This window comes from bacterium (assembly GCA_026129405.1).
Lineage (GTDB): Bacteria > Desulfobacterota > Binatia > DP-6 > DP-6 > JAHCID01.
On record JAHCID010000009.1, the window covers coordinates 101,786 to 123,004 of the forward strand.

Here is a 21,219-nt window from a genome sequence, read left to right on the forward strand (position 1 = left end):
TCCGCCGTAACGGAATCCCGCCCGGAGGTCCACCGGCGCCGTGCCGAACGGCGGCAGATTTCACGACCCCGTCAGCTCCGCGGCGGCGGCGTGGCCGCGGGGCTCGCGAACTCGTCGACGTAGCGCAGCCCGCGCTCGAGGAGCGGGGCCAGGACCGGATCGCGCTCGCCGCCCTTCTTCGGGCGGTAGGCCCGCACCGGCGCGTCGACGAAGCGGAAGACGAGGCTCTCCAGGGTGTAGTCCGCCCCTTCGAACTCCGGGGTGTGGTGGATCGCGCCCGTCGGACACGGCTCGCTGCACAGGCCGCAGTACATGCATTTGGCCATGTCGATGTCGAAACGCGACATGACGAGGCCGCCCGCCTCCTTGTCCTTCACCGCGTCGATCACGATGCAGTCGATCGGACACGCACGCTCGCACGCGAGGCAGGCGGTGCAGATCTCGAGATCGACGGCGAGCATGCCCCGGTAGCGGAACGGCAGCGTGTCCTGGACGCGCAGGCCGTCGGGCAGACGGTCGGGATACTGGAGCGTCACGGGCTTGCGCACGAGGTGCGACGCGGTCACCGCGAGCCCCTCGGCCACCGTGAGGAGCGCCTCCGCGAGATTGCGCAACCAGCCGGTGACGCCGCCCATGGTCGTCCGCCCGCTCATCCCGGCGACCGTGCCGTGCCGAGCGGGTTCCAGCTGAGGTGGGCGCGGCCGAGACCCGCGTGACGCAGATGGAACGCGACGCGGCGGACGAAGAGGGCCGCCAGCACGACGGCGAGCCCGCACAGCGCGCCGCGCACGGCGGGCACGCCGACGGGGAAGACGACCATCCACACCGCCGTGCCGACGAGGTTCACGAGCGCCACCGGCACGAGGTACTTCCAGCACATCGCCATCATCTGGTCGACGCGCACGCGCGGCAGCGTCCAGCGCAGCCAGATCGGGAGCAGCACGCCGACGGTGTAGGCCTTCGCGAAGAAGGTGCCGAGCTGGAGGAGGTTGCGCAGCACGGGCCGCCCGTCGAGCGCCCACGGGATCTGCCAGCCGCCGAGGAAGAGCGTGGTCGCGAGCGCGCCGATCACGTAGAGGTTGCCCCACTCCGCCATGAAGAAGAGCAGGCTGCGCATGCCGCTGTACTCGGTGGCGAACCCGGCGACCAGCTCGGACTCGGCCTCGGGCAGGTCGAACGGCGTGCGGTTGCCCTCCGCCAGCGCCGCGGTGAAGAAGACGAGGAAGGCGACGAACGTGAACGGCGAGTCGAAGACGTACCACGTCCACGGCGCCGCCCCCTGCTCGAGGATGATGCCCTGCATCGACAGCGTCCCCGACAGCAGCACGACCGGCACGATCGAGAGCCCGGCCGGGATCTCGTAGCTCACGATCTGCGCCGCCGAGCGCACGCCGCCGAGCAGCGACCATTTGTTGTTCGACGCCCAGCCGGCCATGAGGATGCCGACGACGACGAGCGCCGTGACCGCGGTCACGTAGACGACGCCGACGTTCAGATCCGCGACGACGAGGTCCTGCGTGAACGGCAGGCAGGCGAAGGTCGCGACGAAGCCGACCATGACGACGTACGGCGCCGCCCGGAAGAGGCGCGCGTCGGCCGCCGCCGGCACGACGTCCTCCTTCAGCAGGCTCTTCACGCCGTCGGCGAGCCACTGGAGGATGCCGATCGGACCCGTGCGGTTCGGGCCGACGCGGCTCTGGAGCCGCGCCATGAGGCGCCGCTCGACCCACGTCGTCACGCCCGCGATCGGCAGCACGAAGCCGAAGACGACGAGCCCGCCGGCGACGAGCATGGTGCCCAGCGCCAGCGCCCACGGCGGCACCCACGCCGGCACGAGGCCGCTCGCCGCCAGCTCCGCCACCAGCGCCTTCACCGGTCGATCTCTGGGGCCACGAGGTCGTAGCTGGCGATGACGGCGACCAGATCGGCGATCATGAGGTCGCGGCTGACCTGCGGGATGGTGGCGATGGCGGCGAACGAGCCGGTGCGGATCTTGCAGCGGTAGGGGAACGCGGTGCCGTCGCTGACCACGTACCAGCCCATGTCGCCGCGCGCGCTCTCGACGCGGACGTAGCACTCGCCCGCCGGCGGCTTGAAGTTGCGCGGCACCTTCGCGATCACCGGCCCGTCCGGCAGCCGCGCGACGCACTGGCGCAGGATGCGGCAGCTCTCGCGCATCTCCCGCATGCGCACGATGTAGCGGTCGAAGGCGTCGCCGAGCGTCCCCATCTCGCCGCGGCCGACCGGCACGTCGAACTCCAGCTCCGGGTACACGGAGTACGGATCGTCGCGGCGCACGTCGTAGGCGAAGCCGGTGCCGCGCAGGTTCGGGCCGACGAGGTTCCACGCGATCGCCTGCTCGGCGCCGACCACGGCCACGTCGGCGAGCCGCTCGGCGTAGATCTTGTTGTACGAGATCAGGCGGTCGTACTCGTCGAGGATGGGCTCGAAGCGACCGAGGAAATGCGTCAGCCGCCCGAGCCACCCCGGCGGCAGATCCCATCCCACGCCGCCGATGCGCATGTAGTGGAACGTGAGGCGCGCGCCGCACAGCTCCTCGAAGAGGTCGTTCAGGTACTCGCGCTCGCGGATGGCGTGCGTGAACGGCGTGAACGCGCCCAGGTCCATCGCCATCGAGCCGACGGAGAGGAGATGGCTGTGCAGGCGGCAGAGCTCGTCGGCGATCACGCGGCAGTACTCGCCGCGCGGCGGCACGGTGATGCCGGCGAGCCGCTCCGCCGCCATCGCCCAGCCGTGGTTGCAGAACATCGCCGCCACGTAGTCGACGCGGTCGGTGTAGGGCAGGAAGCCGTGCCAGCCGACCTTCTCCGCGATCTTCTCGATCGAGCGGTGCAGGTAGCCGACGTCGGGCACCGCCTCCTTCATCACCTCGCCGTCGGCACGCACGACGAAGCGCAGCACGCCGTGCGTCGACGGGTGCTGCGGGCCCATCGACAGCGTCATGTCCTCGGTGACGACGCCGCCCGGCGTCTCCCGCTGCACCTCGACCTCGAAGCCTCCGAGCCCCGCCATGCCGCCTCAGGGTCGGAGCAGGCTCGCGCGCGAGGTCGAGATGCCGTGGTACTCCTCCGGCTCGACGAAGTCCTTGCGCAGCGGATGCCCGGGCCAGTCCTCGGGCATCAGCAGGCGGCGGAGATCGGGATGGCCGTCGAAGACGACGCCGAAGAGATCGAAGACCTCGCGCTCGGGCCACTCCGCCGCCGGCCAGACGCCGCTCACCGTCGGCACGCCGGGGGCGTCGCGCGGCGTCTCCACCTTCAGCACGCCCCAGTGCCGCAGCCGGTACGAGTAGAGGTGGTAGACGACCTCGATCACCTCGCGCTTCGGCCAGTCGACGCCCGACAGGCACGACAGGCAGTCGAAGGCGAGAGCGGGATCATCCTTCGCGAACCGGCAGACGAGCGCGATCTGCGCGGCGTCGACCCGCTGCCAGGCGTCGCGGCCACTGCCCGTGAGCGGGCCGATCGCCTCGCCGAAGCGATCGCGGAGCCGCGCGTGCACGCCGGCGGCGTCGAGCACGTCAGGCCGTCTCCGGGGCGCGGACGAGCCAGCGCTCGCGCTGGATCTTCGCCTGCAGCTTCACCAGCCCCTCGGTGAGCGCCTCCGGCCGCGGCGGGCAGCCGGGCACGTAGACGTCGACGGGGATCACCTTGTCGACGCCGTCGCACACCGAGTAGGCGAGCTGGAAGAGCCCGCCGCAGTTGGCGCAGCTGCCCATCGAGACGACGTACTTCGGCGCCGGCATCTGGTCGTAGAGCACCTTCGTGCGCAGCGCCATCTTGAGCGTCAGCGTGCCGGAGACGATGAGCACGTCGGAGACGCGCGGCGTCGCGCGCGGCGCCATGCCGAAGCGCTCGAGGTCGGCGCGCGGCCCGCCGGTCTGCATCATCTCGATGGCGCAGCAGGCGAGGCCGAACATCATGTACCAGACCGACGATTTGCGGGTCCAGTTGAGGAGGTCGTCGACCCGCGTGGTGATCGCCATCTCGGGCGCGGTGTTGAGGAGCGACATGGGCGGTCTCCCGATGTCAGGCGGCGGGACGCACCCGATCGCGGCGTGCGTGCCAGGCGAGATCGCCGCGCGCCCACACGTACGCGAGCCCGACGGCGAGGATGCCGACGAAGAACAGGAGCTCGACGAGCGCGGTCACGCCCCTGCCGTCTTCCACCATCTCGCGGAACACGGCGGCGACCGGATAGACGAACGCCAGCTCGACGTCGAAGATCACGAACACCAGCGCGATGAGATAGAAGCGGATGTTGAAGTTGATCCACGCCGGCCCGCTCGGCGGCTCGCCGCACTCGTAGGTCGCCAGCTTGCCGGGCGACGGCGCGCTCGGGCGCAGGAGCGACCCCAGAGCGAGCATCAGCGCGCAGAGCCCGACGCCCAGCCCGACGAACACGAGCACGTTCGCGAAGTCGAAGTGCATCACGGACCGGTCTCGCCCCGCTCCCTACCAGCGCCCCGGCGGGCGGCGCAATCCACGCCTCAACCGGCCGGCGCGTCCAGCCGCGGCACCACGATCCGGCGCCCGCTCGGACCGTGCGTCTCGACCAGGACCGGAGTCGCGAACACGGCCTCGAGCACGTCCGGCGCCAGCACCGCCGCCGGCGGCCCGGCACACACGACGCGCCCGTCGGCGAGCAGCACGAGATGGTCGCAGAAGGCGGCCGCCAGGTTGAGGTCGTGCAGGACGGTGAGCGCCGCCATCCCGTCGCGCCGGCAGCGGGCGCGCACCACCGCGTGCAGCAGGCTCTGGTGGCGCAGGTCCAGGTGCGTGGTCGGCTCGTCGAGGAGCAGGACCTGCGGCTCCTGCGCGAGCGCCCGCGCCAGGAAGACGCGCTGGCGCTCGCCGCCCGAGAGCGCGTCGATGGGCCGCACCTCGAGGGCGTCTATCTCCAGCGCGGCGAGCGCCGCCCGCGCCACGGCGAGGTCGTGCGGGCCGGGGAACCCGAACGGGCCGAGGTACGGCGTACGCCCCATCAGCACCGCCTCGAGCACCGTGAACGGGAACTCGAGCCGCGGGTCCTGCGGCACCAGCGCGAGCACCCGCGCCACCTCGCGGCGCGGCCACGCGGCGAGCGGGCGGTCGCCGAGCACGACCGTCCCCGCCGACGGGCGATCGAGGCCGGCGAGCAGGCGGACCAACGTCGACTTGCCGGCCCCGTTCGGACCGACGAGGCCGACGACGGCGCCCGGCTCGAGGGCCAGCGACACGCCGCGCAGCACCGGGCGCGCCTGGTGCGCGAAGTGGACCGCGTCGGCCGTGAGCCGGGTCACGCGCTCCCCCGGCGCAAGGTGCGGCGCAGGAGGTAGAGGAAGAACGGGCCGCCGAGGAAGGCCGTCACGACGCCCACCGGCAGCTCGTTCGCGCCGAGCGCGGTGCGCGCCGCCGTATCCGCCCACACGAGCAGGACGGCGCCGCCGAGGAACGACGCCGGCAGCAGCAGGCGCAGGTCCGGCCCGAACAGCAGGCGCAGGAGATGCGGCACGATGAGGCCGACGAAGTTGATCATGCCGCTCACCGAGACGGCGGCGGCGACGAGCAGCGACGCCGCCACGAACACCGTGCGCCGCACCCGCTCGACGTCGACGCCGAGCGCGTGCGCGCCCTCCTCGCCCGCCGCCATGAGGTTCAGGTGCTGCGCGTGCCGGCCGAGCGCGACGACGCCGGCCAGCGCGTAGGCGGCCACCAGACCGACCAGCACGTAGCTCTGCGCCGACAGCGACCCCATGATCCAGAACAGCACGCCCTGTGCCTGCGTGTAGCTCGCGAGCGCGTTGACGAGCATGATCGCCGCGGCCCCGAGCGCGTTGCACACGACGCCCACGAGCAGCAGCGTCGTCGGCGCCGCACGGCCGTCGCGCCGCGCCAGCACGAAGACGAGCGCCATCGTGCCGAGCGCCCCCGCGAACGCCGCGAGCGGCACGACGGGCGACACCGGATCGGCCCCGGTCACCAGCACCAGGGCGCCGGCGACCGCCGCCCCGGCCGAGATGCCGAGCAGGTGCGGATCGGCGAGCGGGTTGCCGAGCAGGCCCTGGAGCGCCGCGCCGGCGCAGGCCAGCGCCCCGCCCACGACGGCACCGAGCAGCACGCGCGGCAGGCGGGTGCGAAACAGGATCAGATGGTCGGGCGTCCCCGCGCCGTCGGGTCCGAGCGCGCGTGCGAGGCTCGCCGACGTCGGCCCGATCAGCGTCGCCGCCACGATCGACGCGACCACGAGCAGCGCCAGGACGGCGAGCACGCCGAGCAGGCGCCGCGGCGTCAGATGGGCGCCACGACCGCGCCTCACCCCGGGGCTCCGGGATGGATCGCCGTCGCCAGCGCCGCGGCCGCCTCGCCCACGCGCGGCCCGGCGCGGAACAGCGCGTCCGGGGCGATCCGTACGACGCGGCCGTTCGCCACCGCGGGTACGGTCGTGAGCGGTGCGAACAGGTCGCGGCCGCCCTCCTCCGTGCCCATCGCGGCGTCGAGGATGACGTCCGGCGCACGCGCGACGACCACCTCCGTAGCGATCTGCGGAAACGCCTGGCCGACGTCGGCCGCGACGTTGGTCGCGCCGGCGACACGCAGCAGCTCGTCCTGGAGCGTCCCGCCGCCCGCGACGATGAGCGGCCGATGCCCCACGACGAGCAGTACGCCCTGCATGGGCAGGCCGGCGACGCGCCGGCGGACGGCGTCGAGCTCGCCGTCGATGCGCGCGACCAGGGCCTCGCCGCGCGCCGGCTCGCCGATCGCGGCGGCGATGGCGCGGATCGCCGCCCGCAGGTCGGCGAGCGTGCGGTCGCCGACGACCAGCACCGGGATGCCGGCGCGCTCGATGGCGCGCACCGCCTCGCGGTTCCCGGGCGACGGCACGGCGATGACGAGCCCGGGCGCGACCGCGATCACCGCCTCGACGCTCGGCGACAGATAGCCGCCCACACGCGGCAGGCGTTCGACCGCCGGCGGAAAGTTGCAGTGTCCGCAGACGCCCACGAGACGCGCGCCGGCGTCGAGCCCGAAGAGGATCTCGGTCACCGACGGCGCGAGCGAGACGATGCGCGCACCGTCGCCCCGCGCCGCCGGCGGCGGCGCACACGCGGCCAACACGACCGCGAACGCCGCCGCGCCGAGGAGCCGGAGCACGGCCCGTGCATCCGCGCCGGCGGCTCCCCTGTCAACGATTGCAGTGCACATTGCCTGGGCAGGTGCATGCCCGATGCGAGGCAGGCGACGACATCCGGCTGCGAGCGGCGGCGGCAAACGATCGTTCACCAGGGGACTTGGCGGTCGCCTGCGCGACGGAGCGTCGCGGCATGCGGGTTGCTGTGCCCCGGGACGACGGCCGACGCGCCCTCGATGGTGCCGGTCGCGAAATGGAGGGAGGGACACTCATGGATCATCGACGTCGATCGTCGAGGGCGGGGCGCTTGGCCGGCCTCGTCGCAGCAGCCGGCCTGCTGTTCGCAGCTCCGGCGGTCCACGCCGGACCGAACAGCGGGAAGATCGAGTTCAGCGTGGGCATGGACTTCACCACGGCCTACTTCTTCCGCGGCATCCTCCAGGAGCGCAACGGCTTCATCTGGCAGCCCTACGGTGAGGTGAACATCAACCTCTTCGCGGACGAAGACGAGAACGCGATCTTCACGGGCTTCACGCCCTTCATCGGCACCTGGAACTCGGTCCACTCGAAGGCCACCGGCGCCGTCAGCGGCCCGACCAACTGGTACGAGTCCGACGTCTACCTCGGCGCCAAGTTCACCTTCTTCAACAAGCTCGAGGTGAAGCCCTTCTACATCGCCTACACCTATCCGAACGGCGCCTATTCCACGGTGCAGGAGTTCGACATGTCCTTCAGCCTCGACGACAGCGAGTGGCTGGGCATGTGGGCGATGTCGCCGAGCTTCCTCTGGGCGCACGAGCTCGAGGGCACCGCCCTCGGCGACAAGCGCGGCGACTACATGGAGTTCAACGCCGGCCCGTCGTTCACCATCCTCGAGAGCGAGGACTATCCGGTGTCGCTGGCGGTGCCGCTCCAGCTCGGCATCGGCATCGACAACTACTACGAGGGCCCGTTCAGCAACTCGAACGAGACCTTCGGCTTCTTCCGGGCGGGCGCGATCTTCAGCGTCCCGCTCGCCTTCATGGGCGAGGACTACGGCTCGTGGTCGGCCAGCGCCGGCGCCTACGTCTACACCTTCGGCAACGTGAACAAGTTCTACAACGACAACGACGACCCCTGGGTCGTCGGCACCTGGTCGATCAACATGACCTACTGAGGGCGCGGCTGCGCGCCCGCGAAGCTGCGGCCCCGATCGGCGGAGTGCTGGGGAGCCCCGCCGATCGGGGCCGTGGTGTTTGCGGCCCGAGCGACGGGCGCCGGGCGCCCGCCGCTCGTTCCGTTCCGACCTCACTTGCAGCGCACGTTCGGCCCGGCGAGCGCACAGCTCGCGAACGCGCTCGTACCGCACTGCCCCGCCGCATCGAGGCTGAAGGTCGCCCGCAGGGGCAGATCGCCGGCACCGGCGACGAATGCGCCCTTCTTGCCGGTGACCTTCACCTTCACGCGGCCCGCCGGTACGGGGAGCTTCTTCACGGCCACCTTCGTGATGCCTGCGACCCCGGCCTTGCTCGAGAACGTCCAGGCCGTACCGCCGCCCTTCACCTTCCAGCCGGTCTTCGTCCCGGCGTCGTAGGCACCGCCCGGGAGCGCGACGTCGGCGACGGTGCCGGCGGCGCCGGTGACCGCGAGGCGCACGCCGTTCATGAGCGGATCGAGCGCCGGGGACGTGGGCACGATCATCTCGCCCGTCAGCTTGAGGCCGTCGTCGCCGGTCGGCAGAGCGACCTTCGTGAGCGTGAGCTTCGCCCGCGTGAGCGCCACGCCGCCGATGCACGGCTGATCGGCGTCGCAGGCCCCGTCGGCGTCCGCGTCGCGACAGATGGTGGCGATCTCGCTCACGCCGACGTCGAGGACCAGCGTCTCGTTGCGGGCGGGGTCGTGGAACAGCTCCGACGAGAAGACGAAGCCGCTGGCCCGCTCGCTCTGGGCGCCTCCCGGCGCCACCGCCAGGATGGTGCTGCTGGAGAAGTCCGGCTTGAAGCCGCCGCTGACGAGCAGGTTGCCGTCGTTGTCGAGATCGATGGCGTAGCAGCCGGAGAGCCCGCCGACGACGGGCCCGACCGGCGTGCCGGCGAGCGTGTACGCCGCCACGGAGCCGGTGAACGTCGCATCGACGTTGCCGACCAGGAGATTGCCGCCGGCGAGGGCCAGGCCCGCGGTGTAGTCGAATCCGGTGACGAGGTTCGACGCCACGCCGCCGGTGATCTTCACGACCCGGCCGGCGCCGGGGCCCGTCCCGTCGCTCACGATGAGATCGCTCCCCGAGACCACGACGTCCTGCGCGAAGGGGATCGAGCCGCTGGGCACGACCTCGGCTCCCGCCGCGGGCAGCGCGGTCGCCCGCGTGAGCGCGTCCGGAACGGCGTAGACGGTGTCGCCGGTGGTCGCCCCCATGAGGTGGCCGCCGTTGTCGGTGACGTAGAGCGTGCCGCCCGCGAAGGCGAAGCCGCCGAGCGAGTTGAAGCCGGTGGCGATCGTGGTGGCGACGCCGCCGTCGAGCCGGATCACCTGCTGGAGCCCGACCCCGAAGGCGCCCTGGCCCACGAAGACCGCGTCGCCGGCACGGACGACGCCGCCCTGCACGAAGTCCGGCGTCGGGATGGTGCCGGCAACCCAGCCGGGCGCCGTCGTGATGGCGGCCCCGACCGGGGCCACGGCGGCCAGCGCGAGCGCGCCGGCCAGAGTCGCATGACGTGTCCAGGAAACCATGCTGCGGATGTCCTTTCGTCGCCTCAGCGGAGCGTCACCGTGAAGCGGTCCAGGTCGACGGACTTCCGCCGTCGCTTCGTGCCGGGGCCCTCGGCACGAAGCACGACGGTGGTCCGTCGACGCGCGAGCGGGATGCGCAGCCGGCGTGTCGATCCCGGGATCGACGCGCCCAGCTCCGCGGTGAGGTCGCGCTTGCCGGCGCGCACCGTGACCGACCCCGCCCGGACCTCGGGCGCGATCACCACGATGAGCTCGGCATGCGTGCTGCCCGCCGGCAGCGCGATCGCGGCGCCGGTCGGGCTGACGTAGGTGAGCAGGTGGTCGGACGCGCGCTTGCCGCCGCGGCCGCGGAACGCGCCCGTGACCAGCGGCCCGCACGCGGCGTCGGCCGGGCACGGATCGCAGGCGTCGCCGACGCCGTCGCCGTCGGTGTCGAGCTGCTCGGGGTCGGCGACCGTGACGCAGAGGTCGCAGGCGTCGCCGACGCCGTCGCCGTCGGCGTCGGCCTGCGCGGGATCCGGCACCAGCGGACAGACGTCGGCGGCGTCGGGCACGCCGTCACCGTCGCTGTCGGGCGGTCCGCTCGGACCGTCCTCGCAGGCGTCGCCGACTCCGTCGCCGTCGGCGTCGGCCTGGTCGGGATTCGGCGTCCCCGGGCAGTTGTCGCACGGATCGCCGACGCCGTCGCCGTCGCGGTCGCGGCGGTCGGGGCTCGCGAGCCCCGGGCAGAGGTCGCAGGCGTCGCCGACGCCGTCGCCGTCCGCGTCGGCCTGGGCGGGATCGGCGACCAGCGGACAGCCGTCGGCGACGTCGGGGATGCCGTCGCCGTCGCCGTCGGCCGAGCCGGCGGTCTCCTTCGAGTTGAGGCCGGCGATGGCGTCGAGGTCGAAGCCCGCGAGCTGCTGGAGCCCGAACACGTATGGGCCGGCGTCGATGCGCACGAAGCGGATCGCGGCGAGCCCGACGTCGGCGAGATCGAAGACGTCGCCGCCGGAGCCCGGCGGCGGCACGAAGGCGTCGACGTCGACGCCGACCAGCGACGCGATCGGCGCCGTCGAGGGCACGAGCGGCGACGGCGCGCCGGGATCGGCCGCGTTCGCGAACACCGGATAGACGCCGGCGCAGCCGGGATAGAACGGCGGCTGGTCGAGCGCGCAGGCGAACGTCGCCCAGGTGACGCCGTCGGCGCTCACCGACACGGTGCCCGGCTCGGCGAACGGATCGAGCGTGGTCGCCCCGAACGTGAGGAAGGCGTTCTCGAAGACGGTGAAGTCGGGGCCGGGACCGTTCACGACCACGTTGTCGGTGAAGGCGACCACGACCTGGCCGCCGAGCCCGAGCGACAGGGTGTCGAGCGAGCCCGCGAACGGCCCCGCGCCGCGCGGCGGCCCGAGCACCACGCCCGGCAGGTCGGCGACCCGGGCGCCGCCGCCGGGGCCGATGGTCCAGCTGACGACGTCGTCGAGGAAGGGATCGGCCCGCCCCGCCGCCGGCACGAGCAGCAGCAGCACGACGAGGAGCGCGCGCACCGTCACGGCAGGAATCCGATCGAGAACGGCGGCAGCCCGAGCCGCAGCGGGCGGCGCTGCACCGGGCGGTCGGTGGACGGATCGAAGAGGCGCAGGCCGGGATCGGGCATGCCCTGGTCGGCGAGCCACACGAGGCCGTCGGGGCCGACGGCGACGTCGGGCAGGAAGCCCATGCGCGCGTAGAGGTCGCGCGGCGGCGTCGCGCCGGTGGGATCGAAGGCGACGAGGTGGTTGCGCAGCGTGCCGTCCTGGACCACGGCGTAGCCCTTCGTGGGCGCGAGCAGCACGAAGTCGGTGACGTTGCCGCCGAGCGCGACCTCGTCGGCGAAGAACCGGCCCTCCGCACGCAGCGCCACCGGGTCGACGCGCTCGAGGCCGCCGTCGCCGACCCGATAGATGTCGCCGGGCGTGCCGAGCACCAGCATGCCGGTCCCCGGCTCGCGCACGATGCCGCTCGCGTCGCCGAAGGCGTTGGCGCCGAAGAGGGGGATGTCGCCGACGATGGCGTCGGTGGCGACGTCGATCACGACGAGACGGCTCGGCCCGGTGGGCGCGAACCCGCGCCGGCGGTCGAGCCGCTGCACGCTGACGAAGAGCCGCCCGTCGACCAGCGCCATCTGGCTCATCTCCGGCAGCCCGTCGCCGTCGGCGAAGCCGCGGAGATCGATGGTGCCGCGCCGGAAACGCTCGCAGCCGCGCACCGACGGATCGACGATCCACAGCTCGGCGCGGTCGTAGCGCGTGACGTAGGCCTTGTCGGGCGCCACGACGACGATGTCGTGCGGGTTCGAGCCGGGCCCGGTCGAGCACTGGAAGCGGGTGCGCAGGCCTTTGTCGGGCTCGAGACGCTGCACGTTGTCGCCGAGGAAGCGGTTCAGGACGAAGACCATGCCGCCCGACGTCCGCACCACGGCGTCGGAGTGCACCCGCGCGGGCGGGTGGCCGACGCGGCGGGGGCTCGCGAGCCCCACCGTCGCGAGCCCCCCGGTCTCGAAGTCCGTGGTGACGACGAGCGCGCGCCCCGCCCCGCCGCCGCTGCGCCGGCAGGTGACGCGCAGCCGATCGGTGTCGCGGCGACCGCCGGCGTCGCGCACCGTCGCACGCAGCGTCGCACGGCGCCGGCACGCGCCCGACGGACGACCTCGGCCGGCGCGCTGCACATCGTCGGCCTGTCACCGGATAGGCGAGCGCGCCGGTGCTGGTCGCGACGGGCGCGCCGGCGGCGGCGCCGCCGATCACCGGCGGCTCGATCGCCGCCGCTCCGCACGCACCCACGTTCAGGCAGTACGCGACGGCGATCCGGCAGGTGCCGTCGGCCGTCCCGTCACGGTCGCAGGCGGGGTCACCGTCGCGGCAGACGACGGCGAGGTTGCCGAGCGCCGCGGGCGCGGCGTCGAGCCGCCACGCGCCGAGGCACTCCGCGGCCGCGGCGGCGTGGACCGCGGCGGCCGACGGCAGCAGGCCGGCGCACAGAAGAACCCCGAGGGTCATGCGGATGGGTCGCGTCGTCGTGATCTCCTCGCCGCCGCGGAGACCGGTGCGCGCACCCCGCCGCCATGCGCCATGGACGGCCGTGCCCGACACCCAGCTCCTTCCCCGCGGAAGGCGTACTCTGCTGGCTCCAGTCGGGCAGGTCTTCTGGCTCGGGGATCGTCCTCCCCCGGTCCCTTCCCGCCTGACGGCAGTGGTCGCGACCGGGTTCGTCCCCCCTCACAGCTGCGGGGCAGCGAGGGATTCGCACCCTCTTCCCCAACCCGCCTGGGTCGAGCGGGGACATAAGCCGGCCGGCGGAGACGGGTCAAGCCGCCAGGCCGTCGCGTCACGAAGACGCGCGTCACCTCCGCGCGTGGACGGCGGTCGTCATGGCGGCCTTCTCTTCGCACCGGGGTAGTGACTCAGTTCCAAGCTGAGTCACTACCCGCACGGACGTCACTTGCAGACCACCTTGCCTTTGCTCGGCTGCGCCATGCAGGCGCCCGGCGCGAAGGCGACCTCGCCGCAGCGCGCGTCCACGCGCAGCTGCGCCCGCAGCGGCAACGCGGGCGACGCCAGCGCGACGCGTTTGCCGGTGACGGTGAGCTTCAGCTGCCCGGGCGTCTTCGCGACCAGCTTCACGACCCCGAGCCCGCCCGCCGCGCCCTTCCAGGACGAGGTGCCGCCCTTCACCTTCCAGCCGCTCTTCGTCGCCTTGTCCCAGGCGCCGCCCGGGATCGTCACGTCGAGCAGCGTCGTCGCCGCGTCGGCGAGGACGACCCGCACTCCGGTCGCGACCGGATCCGGCGCCGCGCCGGGAAACGGCAGGAACGTGCCCGACCAGGTGACCACGGCGTCGCCGGCCGGCATGTGGAGCTTCGTCAGCGTCAGCTTCGACGCGACGATCGTGCCGGTGCATCCGCCGCCGCCCTCGCAGGCGTCCCCCACGCCGTCGCCGTCGCTGTCGCGCTGCTGCGGATCGTAGACGTCCGGACAGCCGTCGGCGACGTCGGGATAGCCGTCACCGTCGGCGTCGGGCGCCCCGTTGCGCTCGACCGAGTGCACCGCCGCCATCGCATCGAGATCGAAGCCCGACAGGCCGAACAGACCCACCACCAGCGCCGGCGACGCGGTGACGCGGACGTAGCGCGCCGCTGCCAGACCGACGTCGGCGAGATCGAACGCGTCGCCGCCGGCCCCGGCGGGGGGCACGAACATGTCGACCGGGATGCCGACCAGATCCGCGATCGGCGTGGTCGAGGGCACGAGCGGCGACGGGGCGTTCGGATCGTCCGCGTTCGCGAACACGGGATACACGCCGGCGCAGCCGACGTAGTAGGGGCCCGCGCCGATCGCGCAGGGGATCGCATGCCAGTCGTTGCCGTCGCCGCTGATCTCGATCAGGGCCGGCTCCGCGAAGGGCGGGTTGGTGATGGCGCCGATGACGAGGAACGGGTTCTCGAACACGAGGAGATCGGGACCGGGGCCGTTGACGATGACGTTGTCGTCGAACGCGACCGTGATCGTGCCGCCGAGCCCGAGCGACACGACGTCGAGCGATCCCTGGAAGGCGCCACCGCCGCGCGGCGGGCCGAGCACGATGCCGGGTAGATCGGCCGCGCGTCCCCCGCCGCCGACGCCGGCAGTGTAGTCGACCACCCGATCGACGAAGGGATCGGCGCCGGCAAGCGTCGCCAGCCCCAGTGCGGCGATCGCCGCCCACGTGATGCGTCCCATGACGTCCTCCTCCGCCCGCGGGCGGGCGGAACGCCGCAGCGCCCCGCCCGCCCGACTCCGGGGCGATCAGCTCACTTGCACTTGAGCGTGGTACCGCTGCCGTTGAAGGCGCAGATCGGCGCCGGACCGCTGAAGTCCGCGGTGCCGCACTGCCCGTCGGGCGCGAGCACGAAGGTCACGACGAGCGGCAGCCCCGCCGGCGTCACCGGGAAGGAGCCCTTCTTGCCCGTGACCTTGAGCTTCAGGAGCCCGGGGGTCTTCGGCACGGCCTTCACCGACACCTTGGTGACGCCCGCGACGCCCGTCTTGCTGGTGAACGTGAACGACGTGCCGGTGCCGTTCGCCTTCCAGCCGGCCTTCGCGGCCGGGTCGAAGGCGCCGCCCGGGATCGCGACGTCCGCCACGGTGCCGAGGGCGTCGCCGAGGACGATGTGCACGCCGTTCGCCACCGGATCGATCGCCGGAATCGTCGGGATCACCATCTCGCCGCCGAACTTGAGGCCGTCGTCGCCCGGCGGCGTCGCGAGCTTCGTGATCGTCGCCTTCGCCTTGGTGATGATCGCCCCGCCGTTGCAGAGCGCGTCGGCGTCGCAGACGTCGTCGCCGTCGACGTCGCGGCAGATCGCCGCGACGCTGGTGGCGGCGTAGTCGAGCACCAGGGTCTCGTCACGGGCCGCGTCGTGGAACAGCTCCGTCGTGAAGACGAAGCCCCAGGCGCGCTGCGACTGGGCGCCGCCCGGCGCGATCGCGAGCACGTTCGAGCTCGAGAAGTCGGGCAGGAAGCCGCCGGTGACGAGGACGTTGCCGTCGTTGTCCAGCTCCTGCGCGTACTCGCCGGACAGCCCGGACGCGATCGCGGTCACGAACGTGCCGCCGAGGGTGTACTCGGCGAGCGAGCCGACGAAGAAGCCGTCGACGTCCCCGACGAGGAGCCGCGTCCCGTCGACCGTGAGGCCCGCGGCGTAGCCGAGCCCGGTGATGATCGGCGTGACGACGCCGCCCGACACGCGCACGACGCGCCCCGCGCCCGGTCCGGCCGCGTCGCTGACGAGCAGGTCGGCGCCGTCGACGACGACGTCCTGCGCGAACGGGATGCTCCCGGCCGGCGCCACCTCGGCCCCGAGGGCGGCCACCGCAGTGGCGCGGGTCAGCGCGTCGGGAATGGCGAAGGCGGTGTCGCCCGTGAGCGCCCCCGGCACGTTGCCGCCGTTGTCGACGACGAAGAGCGTGCCGTTCGGGGCCAACGCGAAGCCGCCGAGCGAGTTGAAGCCCGTGGCGATCGTGGTCGCCACGCCGTTCTCGAGGCGGATGATCTGCTGGAGCCCGGCGCCGAAGGCGCCCTGCCCGACCAGGACCGCGTCGCCGGCGCGCACGACGCCGCCCTGCACGGCGCCCGGCGTGGGGATCGCGTAGTAGTGCCAGCCGGGCGCGGTCGTGATCTGGGCGCCCGCGGGCGCCGCGAGGACGGCCGCGAGCGCGAGGGCTCCGGCGAGCGAGACGGATGGTTTCGACATGGAAGTATTGCCTCCGGTCGCTTCAGCGGCGCTTCTTCACCGTGAAGCGGTCTCGATCGACGGCGCGCCGGCGACCCTTCGTTCCGGGTCCCTCGGCACGGAGGACGACGACGCTGCGTCGACGGGAGATGGGAATGCGCAGCGTCCGTGTCGATCCGGGGATCAACGACGGCAGCTGCGCGGTGAGATCACGCTTACCGAGACGCACGGTCACGGATCCGGGGACCACGTCCGGGGACACCACCACCACCAGCTCGGCCTGCGTGGCGTCGGCCGCGACGATCATGAGCGCCGCGGCGGGGGATACGTAGGTGAGGAGATCGTCGGTCGCGCGCTTGCCGCCGCGGCCGCGGAACGTGCCCGCGACGAGCGGGCCGCACTCGGCGTCGGCCGGGCACGGGTCGCAGGCGTCGCCGAAGCCGTCGCCGTCGGTGTCCGCCTGGAGCGGATCGGCGTCGGCGGGACACACGTCGCAGGCGTCGCCGACGCCGTCCCCGTCGCGGTCGTCCTGCGCGGGATCGGGCACGAGGGGACAGACGTCGTCGGCATCCGCCACGCCGTCGCCGTCGGTGTCGGGCGGACCATTCGGTCCCGCCTCGCACGCGTCCCCGACGCCGTCCCCGTCGGCGTCGGCCTGATCGGGATTCGGGGTCGCGGGACAGTTGTCGCAGGGGTCGCCGACGCCGTCGCCGTCGCGGTCGCGCCGATCCGCGCTCGCGAGGCCCGGACACAGATCGCACGCGTCGCCCACGCCGTCGCCGTCGGCGTCCTCCTGGCCGTCCGGGATCTGCGGACACGCGTCGGCGGCGTCGGCGATGCCGTCGCCGTCGCCGTCCGGCAGCCCGCCGACCTCCACCGAGTGGACGCCGGCCACGGCGTCGAGGTCGAAGCCGGCCTTGCCCTCGAGGCCGAAGGCCGCGTTGCCCGCGTCGATGCGCACGAAGCGGATGGCGGCGAGGCCGACGTCGGCGAGATCGAAGCCGTCGCCGCCCGAGCCGGCCGGCGGGACGAAGTCGTCGATCGGGATGCCGACCAGCGCCGCCAGCGGCGTCGTCGACGGCACCAGCGGCGACGGCGCGCCGGGGTCGTCGGCGTTGGCGAACACGGGGTACACGCCGGCGCAGCCCGCGTGGTACGGCGCCGCGTCGCGAGCGCACGGGAACGTTCGCCAGGTCGTGCCGTCGGCGCTGACCGACACCGTGGCCGGCTCGGCGAACGGCGGGTTCGTGGTCGCGCCGATCACGAGGAACGGGTTCTCGAACACGGTGAAGTCGACGCCCGGCCCGTCGACGACGACGTTGTCGTCGAAGCGGACGACGATCTGCCCACCGAGCCCGAGCGACACGACGTCGAGCCCGCCCGCGAACGCCCCACCGCCGCGCGGCGGGCCCAGCACGACGCCGGGCAGCGCGCCGGCGTTCCAGCCGCCGGCGGTCCCGGGCGTGAAGGAGACGACGGCGTCGAGGAACGGATCGGCGGCCGCGACCCGCGCGGCCAGGACGACCGCGGCGGCGACGAAGCGGAGTGCCTTCATGGCGCGAATCCAATCGAGAACGGCGGCAGGCCGAGGCGCAGCGGGCGGCGGCGCAACGGCTCGTCGGTGGCGGGATCGAAGAAGCGGATACCCGGATCGGGCAGGCCCTGATCGGCGAGCCACAGGAGCCCGTCGGGACCGACGACGATGTCGGGCAGGTAGGCCTGGCGGTTGTAGACGTCGACGGCGGGCGCGGCGCCCGACGGATCGAAGCGCACCAGGTGGTTCTTGAGATTGCCGTCCTGGACGACGGCGTAGCCCTGCGTCGGCGAGAGCAGGACGAAGTCGAGGATGTTGCCGCCGACGGTCTTCTCGTCGACGTAGAAGCGGCCCTCGGCCCGCAGCGCGTGCGGATCGACGCGCTCGAGGCCCCCGTCGCCGACGCCGTAGATGTCGCCGACCGAGCTGACCACGAGCCAGCCGGTGGCGGGATCGCGCGGGATGCCGGTGGCGTCGCCGAACGGGTTGGCGCCGAAGAGCGGGATCTCGCCGACCACCGCGTCGCTGGCGACGTCGATGACGATCATCCGTCCCGGCCCGGTGGCGCGGAAGCCGATCCGACGGTCGAGCCGCTGGATGGCGACGAAGAGGCGGCCGTCGACGACCGCCATCTGGCTCATCTCGGGCAGCCCGTCGCCGTCCGCGAACGGGCGCAGGTCGATCGTGCCGCGGCGGAAGCCGCGGCAGTCCGCCCCCACCGAGGGATCGACGATCCACAGCTCGGCGCGGTCGTAGCGCGTCACGTACGCCTTGTCGGGCGCGACCACGGCGATGTCGTGCGGGTTCGAGGCGGTGCCGGTCGAGCACTGGAAGCGCGTGCGCAGGCTGCCGGGCTCGAGCCGCTGCAGGTTGTCGCCGAGGAAGCGGTTCAGGACGAAGACGACGCCGTCCGCGACCCGCACGACGGCGTCGGAGTGGATCCGGGTCGCGGGCTTGCGTACGCGGTGCGCGGCGTTCGCACCGACCGTGGCGAGCACGCCGGTCTCGAAGTCGGTGGTGACCACGATCGCGCGGCCGCCGGCGAGCGATCCCCTGCAGACGACCTTCAGCCGGTCGACGTCGCGACGCCCGCTGGCGGCGTCGCGCACCTGCGCGCGGATCGTCGCCTTGCGCTGCCGGTGCCCGCCGAGCGCGAGCGTGATCTCGGCCGCCTCGGGACAGACCCCGGGGCTCGCGATCGGCGCCACCAGCGCGCCGGCGGCGGCGGCGAGCGCCTCGGCGCCGGGCCCGCGGAACGTCGGCGCCTCGAGCTGCCCCGGCGCGCACGGCGCGAGATTGAGGCAGTACGACACGGCGAGGCGACAGGTACCGTCGGCGACGCCGTCGGCGTCGCAGGCGGGATCGCCGTCGGTGCAGACGAGCCGCGCGTTGCCCGGCGTCGGAGCGGCGGCGGCGAGACGCCAGCCGCCGAGGCACTCCGCGCGCGCCGCCCATGCGTCGGGCGGGCTCGCGAGCGCGAGCAGGAGGAGGGCCAGGGCCTGTCGGGTCGGTGTCGTCGTCGTCTCCGCGAACGCGGAGACGGCCCGAGTGCACGCTGCGCTGCGACTCGCTACATGGTCGCCCGCTCTGCCTGACACCCAGCTCCTTCCCCGCGGAAGGTGTGTTGCTGCTGGCTCCAGGCAGATAGGTCTTCTGGCTCGGGGATCGCTCTCCCCCGGTCCCTTCCCACCTTTCGGCAGTGGTCGTGACCGGGATCGTCCCCCCTCACAGCTGCGGGGCAGCGAGGGATTTGCACCCTCTTCCCTGACCTGTCTGGGGTCGGCGTGCGTCTTACGCTGCGCGCGCGCGTTCTGTCAAGGTAGAACGGCTCGCGCGGGCGCATCGGCGATGCGGAAGCGCGCGAAATACGCGCACGCCAAACCGAGCCGAGCGTCGAGCACGAAGCCGGCACGCGCCGCCGCCTCGCACAACGTCGCCAGGCGCACGGCGTCGGGATCGAGGACGAGCACCTCGCCGACGACCAGCCGTGCGTCCGGCTTCAGCACACGGCGCAGCTCGCGCAGCGCCGCATCCGGATCGGGAACCTCGCCGAGGACGCCGATCAGATATGCGCCGTCGAACGAGGCGTCCGCATACGGCAGGCGTTGCGCGTCGCCCTGCCGCGCGACGACGTTGCCGACGCCGGCGGCGCGCGCGCGGCGCCCGAGCACCGCCAGCATCTCGGGCTGCACGTCGAGGGCGTCGAGCCTGCCGCCGGCGAGCGCGGCGGCGACGGGGACGGCGTAGATGCCGACCCCGGGCCCCAGCTCGAGCAGCCGCTCGCCGGAGCGCGGCGCGAGGATGCGACGCAGGCGTGCCACCGACAGCGGCCAGCGCGGCAGGTAGAGCACGAAGCGCAGCGCGAACGGCATCGGCGACGGCTGCCGGCGGCTCGCGATGCGCGCGGCCGCCGCGCAGCCGATCGCGACCGCGGCGGCGAGCACGGCCGTCCCGGCGCGGCCGGCGAGCGCCGCCGCCACGGCCACGACGACGCCGAGCGTCCCCGCCGCCGAGATCCAGTCGTGCGCCCTCGGGCGTCGCGTCTGCGTCGACATGCCGGCTCGTATATGAGCATTTGCTCACGTCCTTCTACTCGCGTTGGAGGCGCCCTCACCCGTGCCCACGAAGCCCACATCCGGCCAGCAAAGACGGCCACACCAGCGCCGCGCCCGGGAGACCGTCGAGGTCATTCTCCGAGCAACTGCTCACATTCTGAGCCGCGACGGCCTCGGGGGGCTCACCACCAACCGGGTGGCCGAGAAGGCCGGCGTATCGATCGGCTCCCTCTACCAGTACTTCCCGGACAAGGAGGCGCTCGTCGCCGAGGTGCGCCGGCGCTACGACGACGCCTTCCGTGAGCGGATGCTGGCGCTCGTCGGCGAGGCCGTGACGCTGCCCCTCGCCGCGACCATCGCGCGGGGCGTGCGCACGTTGATCGCGCTCCATGCCGAGGACCCGGGGTTGCACAACGCGGTGTCCGCCGGCGGTCTCGCCGAGACCGAGCGCCGGCTGCTGCACCAGGTGGCGGCGGGATGGCTCGAGGCGCACCGCGACGAGGTGCGCCGTCCGGACCGTGCCCTCGCCGCCGCCGTCGCGCTCGACGTCGCCGAGGGCATCGTCCACGGCGTCGCGTTGCGCGACCCCGATCGGCTCGCACGCGACGACTTCGCCGCCGAGGTGATCGACCTCCTCGTGCGCTATCTCGTGCGCTGACACGCCGACACCCAACATCTAGTTGACAGCGGATGGACCACCACAATATATCGCGCCCCGTGCTGGTGCCGCTGGATCACTCCAGGGCCGAAAGAGGGAACCCGGTGGAAGTCCGGGACTGCCCCGCAGCGGTGAGCGAGAACGACATCCACCACAGGCACTGGTCGCACGACCGGGAAGCGGTGGACGGTAGGACCATCCGGCGATAGCCGGACGAGCTCGCGAGTCCGAAGACCTGCCAGCACCCGTCGCGGGGAAAAATCCCGCGGCGGTCGATCAGCAAGCCACGAGGGGAACGGGCGGCGATCCGATCACGCCCCGGTGGCGTGCGTCGTCTCGACCGATCCGTCTCCTCCGGCTGGAGGAAGGACGCAGGGTGGTCTCGCAGGCGACGATCGAG

18 protein-coding genes and 3 riboswitches are annotated in these 21,219 nt (G+C 73.1%); of the genes, 2 read left to right on the forward strand and 16 right to left on the reverse strand.

From position 1 onward, the window contains the following. Positions 1 to 71 precede the first annotated feature (71 nt). The 9 genes from KIT14_23220 to KIT14_23260 all read right to left on the reverse strand — a co-directional run bounded on the left by KIT14_23220 (position 72) and on the right by KIT14_23260 (position 7,154). Positions 72 to 653, reverse strand: coding sequence for an NADH-quinone oxidoreductase subunit I (locus tag KIT14_23220; GenBank protein MCW5893436.1), 582 nt, complete (start codon positions 651 to 653; stop codon positions 72 to 74). After that, positions 650 to 1,792 carry an NADH-quinone oxidoreductase subunit NuoH gene (gene nuoH, locus KIT14_23225; GenBank protein ID MCW5893437.1) on the reverse strand — a complete coding sequence of 381 codons (1,143 nt, stop codon included), beginning with the start codon at positions 1,790 to 1,792 and terminating at the stop codon, positions 650 to 652. The genes KIT14_23220 and nuoH overlap by 4 nt, the downstream gene beginning before the upstream one ends. A 77-nt stretch (positions 1,793 to 1,869) precedes the next feature. Then, positions 1,870 to 3,033 carry an NADH-quinone oxidoreductase subunit D gene (locus KIT14_23230; GenBank protein MCW5893438.1) on the reverse strand — a complete coding sequence of 388 codons (1,164 nt, stop codon included), beginning with the start codon at positions 3,031 to 3,033 and terminating at the stop codon, positions 1,870 to 1,872. Between the two features lie 6 nt (positions 3,034 to 3,039). Further along, positions 3,040 to 3,540 (reverse strand): NADH-quinone oxidoreductase subunit C, encoded by a 501-nt coding sequence (locus KIT14_23235; protein ID MCW5893439.1) that lies wholly within the window; start codon positions 3,538 to 3,540, stop codon positions 3,040 to 3,042. A 1-nt stretch (position 3,541) separates the two neighbouring features. Continuing rightward, a complete protein-coding gene (nuoB, locus tag KIT14_23240) occupies positions 3,542 to 4,033 on the reverse strand; it encodes an NADH-quinone oxidoreductase subunit NuoB (GenBank protein ID MCW5893440.1) in 492 nt (163 codons plus the stop codon). A gap of 16 nt (positions 4,034 to 4,049) precedes the next feature. Next, a complete protein-coding gene (ndhC, locus tag KIT14_23245) occupies positions 4,050 to 4,451 on the reverse strand; it encodes an NADH-quinone oxidoreductase subunit A (GenBank protein MCW5893441.1) in 402 nt (133 codons plus the stop codon). Between the two features lie 59 nt (positions 4,452 to 4,510). Next, on the reverse strand, positions 4,511 to 5,302 hold the full coding sequence (locus KIT14_23250) for an ABC transporter ATP-binding protein (GenBank protein ID MCW5893442.1): 792 nt from the start codon (positions 5,300 to 5,302) through the stop codon (positions 4,511 to 4,513). Then, a complete protein-coding gene (locus KIT14_23255; protein ID MCW5893443.1) occupies positions 5,299 to 6,318 on the reverse strand; it encodes an iron ABC transporter permease in 1,020 nt (339 codons plus the stop codon). The genes KIT14_23250 and KIT14_23255 overlap by 4 nt, the downstream gene beginning before the upstream one ends. Continuing rightward, positions 6,315 to 7,154, reverse strand: coding sequence for an ABC transporter substrate-binding protein (locus KIT14_23260; protein MCW5893444.1), 840 nt, complete (start codon positions 7,152 to 7,154; stop codon positions 6,315 to 6,317). Before KIT14_23260 ends, KIT14_23255 begins: the two co-directional genes overlap by 4 nt. A gap of 284 nt (positions 7,155 to 7,438) precedes the next feature. Here KIT14_23260 and KIT14_23265 point away from each other — a divergent pair, with 284 nt between their 5' ends. After that, positions 7,439 to 8,287, forward strand: a complete 849-nt coding sequence (locus KIT14_23265) for a hypothetical protein (protein ID MCW5893445.1) — start codon at positions 7,439 to 7,441, stop codon at positions 8,285 to 8,287. Positions 8,288 to 8,418: 131 nt separating this feature from the next. On the opposite strand, the gene KIT14_23270 is transcribed toward KIT14_23265, so the two are convergent. From KIT14_23270 to KIT14_23300, 7 genes are all read right to left on the reverse strand, one after another. Then, complete coding sequence (locus KIT14_23270; protein MCW5893446.1) at positions 8,419 to 9,840, reverse strand: hypothetical protein; 1,422 nt, start codon at positions 9,838 to 9,840, stop codon at positions 8,419 to 8,421. A gap of 23 nt (positions 9,841 to 9,863) precedes the next feature. Next, the gene (locus tag KIT14_23275) at positions 9,864 to 12,860 is read right to left on the reverse strand and encodes a thrombospondin type 3 repeat-containing protein (GenBank protein ID MCW5893447.1); all 2,997 of its coding nucleotides are present in this window, start codon (positions 12,858 to 12,860) and stop codon (positions 9,864 to 9,866) included. Between the two features lie 140 nt (positions 12,861 to 13,000). After that, a riboswitch (cobalamin riboswitch) is annotated at positions 13,001 to 13,121 on the reverse strand. Between the two features lie 177 nt (positions 13,122 to 13,298). Then, complete coding sequence (locus tag KIT14_23280) at positions 13,299 to 14,579, reverse strand: hypothetical protein (protein ID MCW5893448.1); 1,281 nt, start codon at positions 14,577 to 14,579, stop codon at positions 13,299 to 13,301. 71 nt (positions 14,580 to 14,650) lie between these two features. Then, positions 14,651 to 16,093 carry a hypothetical protein gene (locus KIT14_23285; GenBank protein ID MCW5893449.1) on the reverse strand — a complete coding sequence of 481 codons (1,443 nt, stop codon included), beginning with the start codon at positions 16,091 to 16,093 and terminating at the stop codon, positions 14,651 to 14,653. Between the two features lie 22 nt (positions 16,094 to 16,115). Continuing rightward, positions 16,116 to 17,627, reverse strand: a complete 1,512-nt coding sequence (locus KIT14_23290) for a thrombospondin type 3 repeat-containing protein (GenBank protein MCW5893450.1) — start codon at positions 17,625 to 17,627, stop codon at positions 16,116 to 16,118. Then, entirely contained in the window at positions 17,624 to 19,204 is a 1,581-nt protein-coding gene (locus KIT14_23295; GenBank protein ID MCW5893451.1) for a hypothetical protein, read from the reverse strand. The genes KIT14_23290 and KIT14_23295 overlap by 4 nt, the downstream gene beginning before the upstream one ends. Before the next feature lie 48 nt (positions 19,205 to 19,252). Further along, positions 19,253 to 19,372, reverse strand: a riboswitch (cobalamin riboswitch). Between the two features lie 48 nt (positions 19,373 to 19,420). Further along, complete coding sequence (locus KIT14_23300; protein ID MCW5893452.1) at positions 19,421 to 20,161, reverse strand: methyltransferase domain-containing protein; 741 nt, start codon at positions 20,159 to 20,161, stop codon at positions 19,421 to 19,423. Positions 20,162 to 20,222: 61 nt separating this feature from the next. On the opposite strand from KIT14_23300, the gene KIT14_23305 reads away from it, so the two are divergent. Then, entirely contained in the window at positions 20,223 to 20,819 is a 597-nt protein-coding gene (locus KIT14_23305; GenBank protein MCW5893453.1) for a TetR/AcrR family transcriptional regulator, read from the forward strand. A gap of 46 nt (positions 20,820 to 20,865) precedes the next feature. Further along, positions 20,866 to 21,077, forward strand: a riboswitch (cobalamin riboswitch). Positions 21,078 to 21,219 lie beyond the last annotated feature (142 nt).

What these genes read in the sequence shown, in the direction of transcription:
- KIT14_23285 (MCW5893449.1), bottom strand. Translation starts at nt 16,093, where the DNA reads ATGTCGAAACCATCCGTCTCGCTCGCCGGAGCCCTCGCGCTCGCGGCC.
- KIT14_23290 (MCW5893450.1), bottom strand. Translation starts at nt 17,627, where the DNA reads ATGAAGGCACTCCGCTTCGTCGCCGCCGCGGTCGTCCTGGCCGCGCGG.
- KIT14_23220 (MCW5893436.1), bottom strand. Translation starts at nt 653, where the DNA reads ATGAGCGGGCGGACGACCATGGGCGGCGTCACCGGCTGGTTGCGCAAT.
- KIT14_23230 (MCW5893438.1), bottom strand. Translation starts at nt 3,033, where the DNA reads ATGGCGGGGCTCGGAGGCTTCGAGGTCGAGGTGCAGCGGGAGACGCCG.
- nuoH (MCW5893437.1), bottom strand. Translation starts at nt 1,792, where the DNA reads ATGCTCGTCGCCGGCGGGCTCGTCGTCTTCGGCTTCGTGCTGCCGATC.
- KIT14_23275 (MCW5893447.1), bottom strand. Translation starts at nt 12,860, where the DNA reads ATGACCCTCGGGGTTCTTCTGTGCGCCGGCCTGCTGCCGTCGGCCGCC.
- KIT14_23270 (MCW5893446.1), bottom strand. Translation starts at nt 9,840, where the DNA reads ATGGTTTCCTGGACACGTCATGCGACTCTGGCCGGCGCGCTCGCGCTG.
- nuoB (MCW5893440.1), bottom strand. Translation starts at nt 4,033, where the DNA reads ATGTCGCTCCTCAACACCGCGCCCGAGATGGCGATCACCACGCGGGTC.
- KIT14_23280 (MCW5893448.1), bottom strand. Translation starts at nt 14,579, where the DNA reads ATGGGACGCATCACGTGGGCGGCGATCGCCGCACTGGGGCTGGCGACG.
- KIT14_23300 (MCW5893452.1), bottom strand. Translation starts at nt 20,161, where the DNA reads ATGTCGACGCAGACGCGACGCCCGAGGGCGCACGACTGGATCTCGGCG.
- ndhC (MCW5893441.1), bottom strand. Translation starts at nt 4,451, where the DNA reads ATGCACTTCGACTTCGCGAACGTGCTCGTGTTCGTCGGGCTGGGCGTC.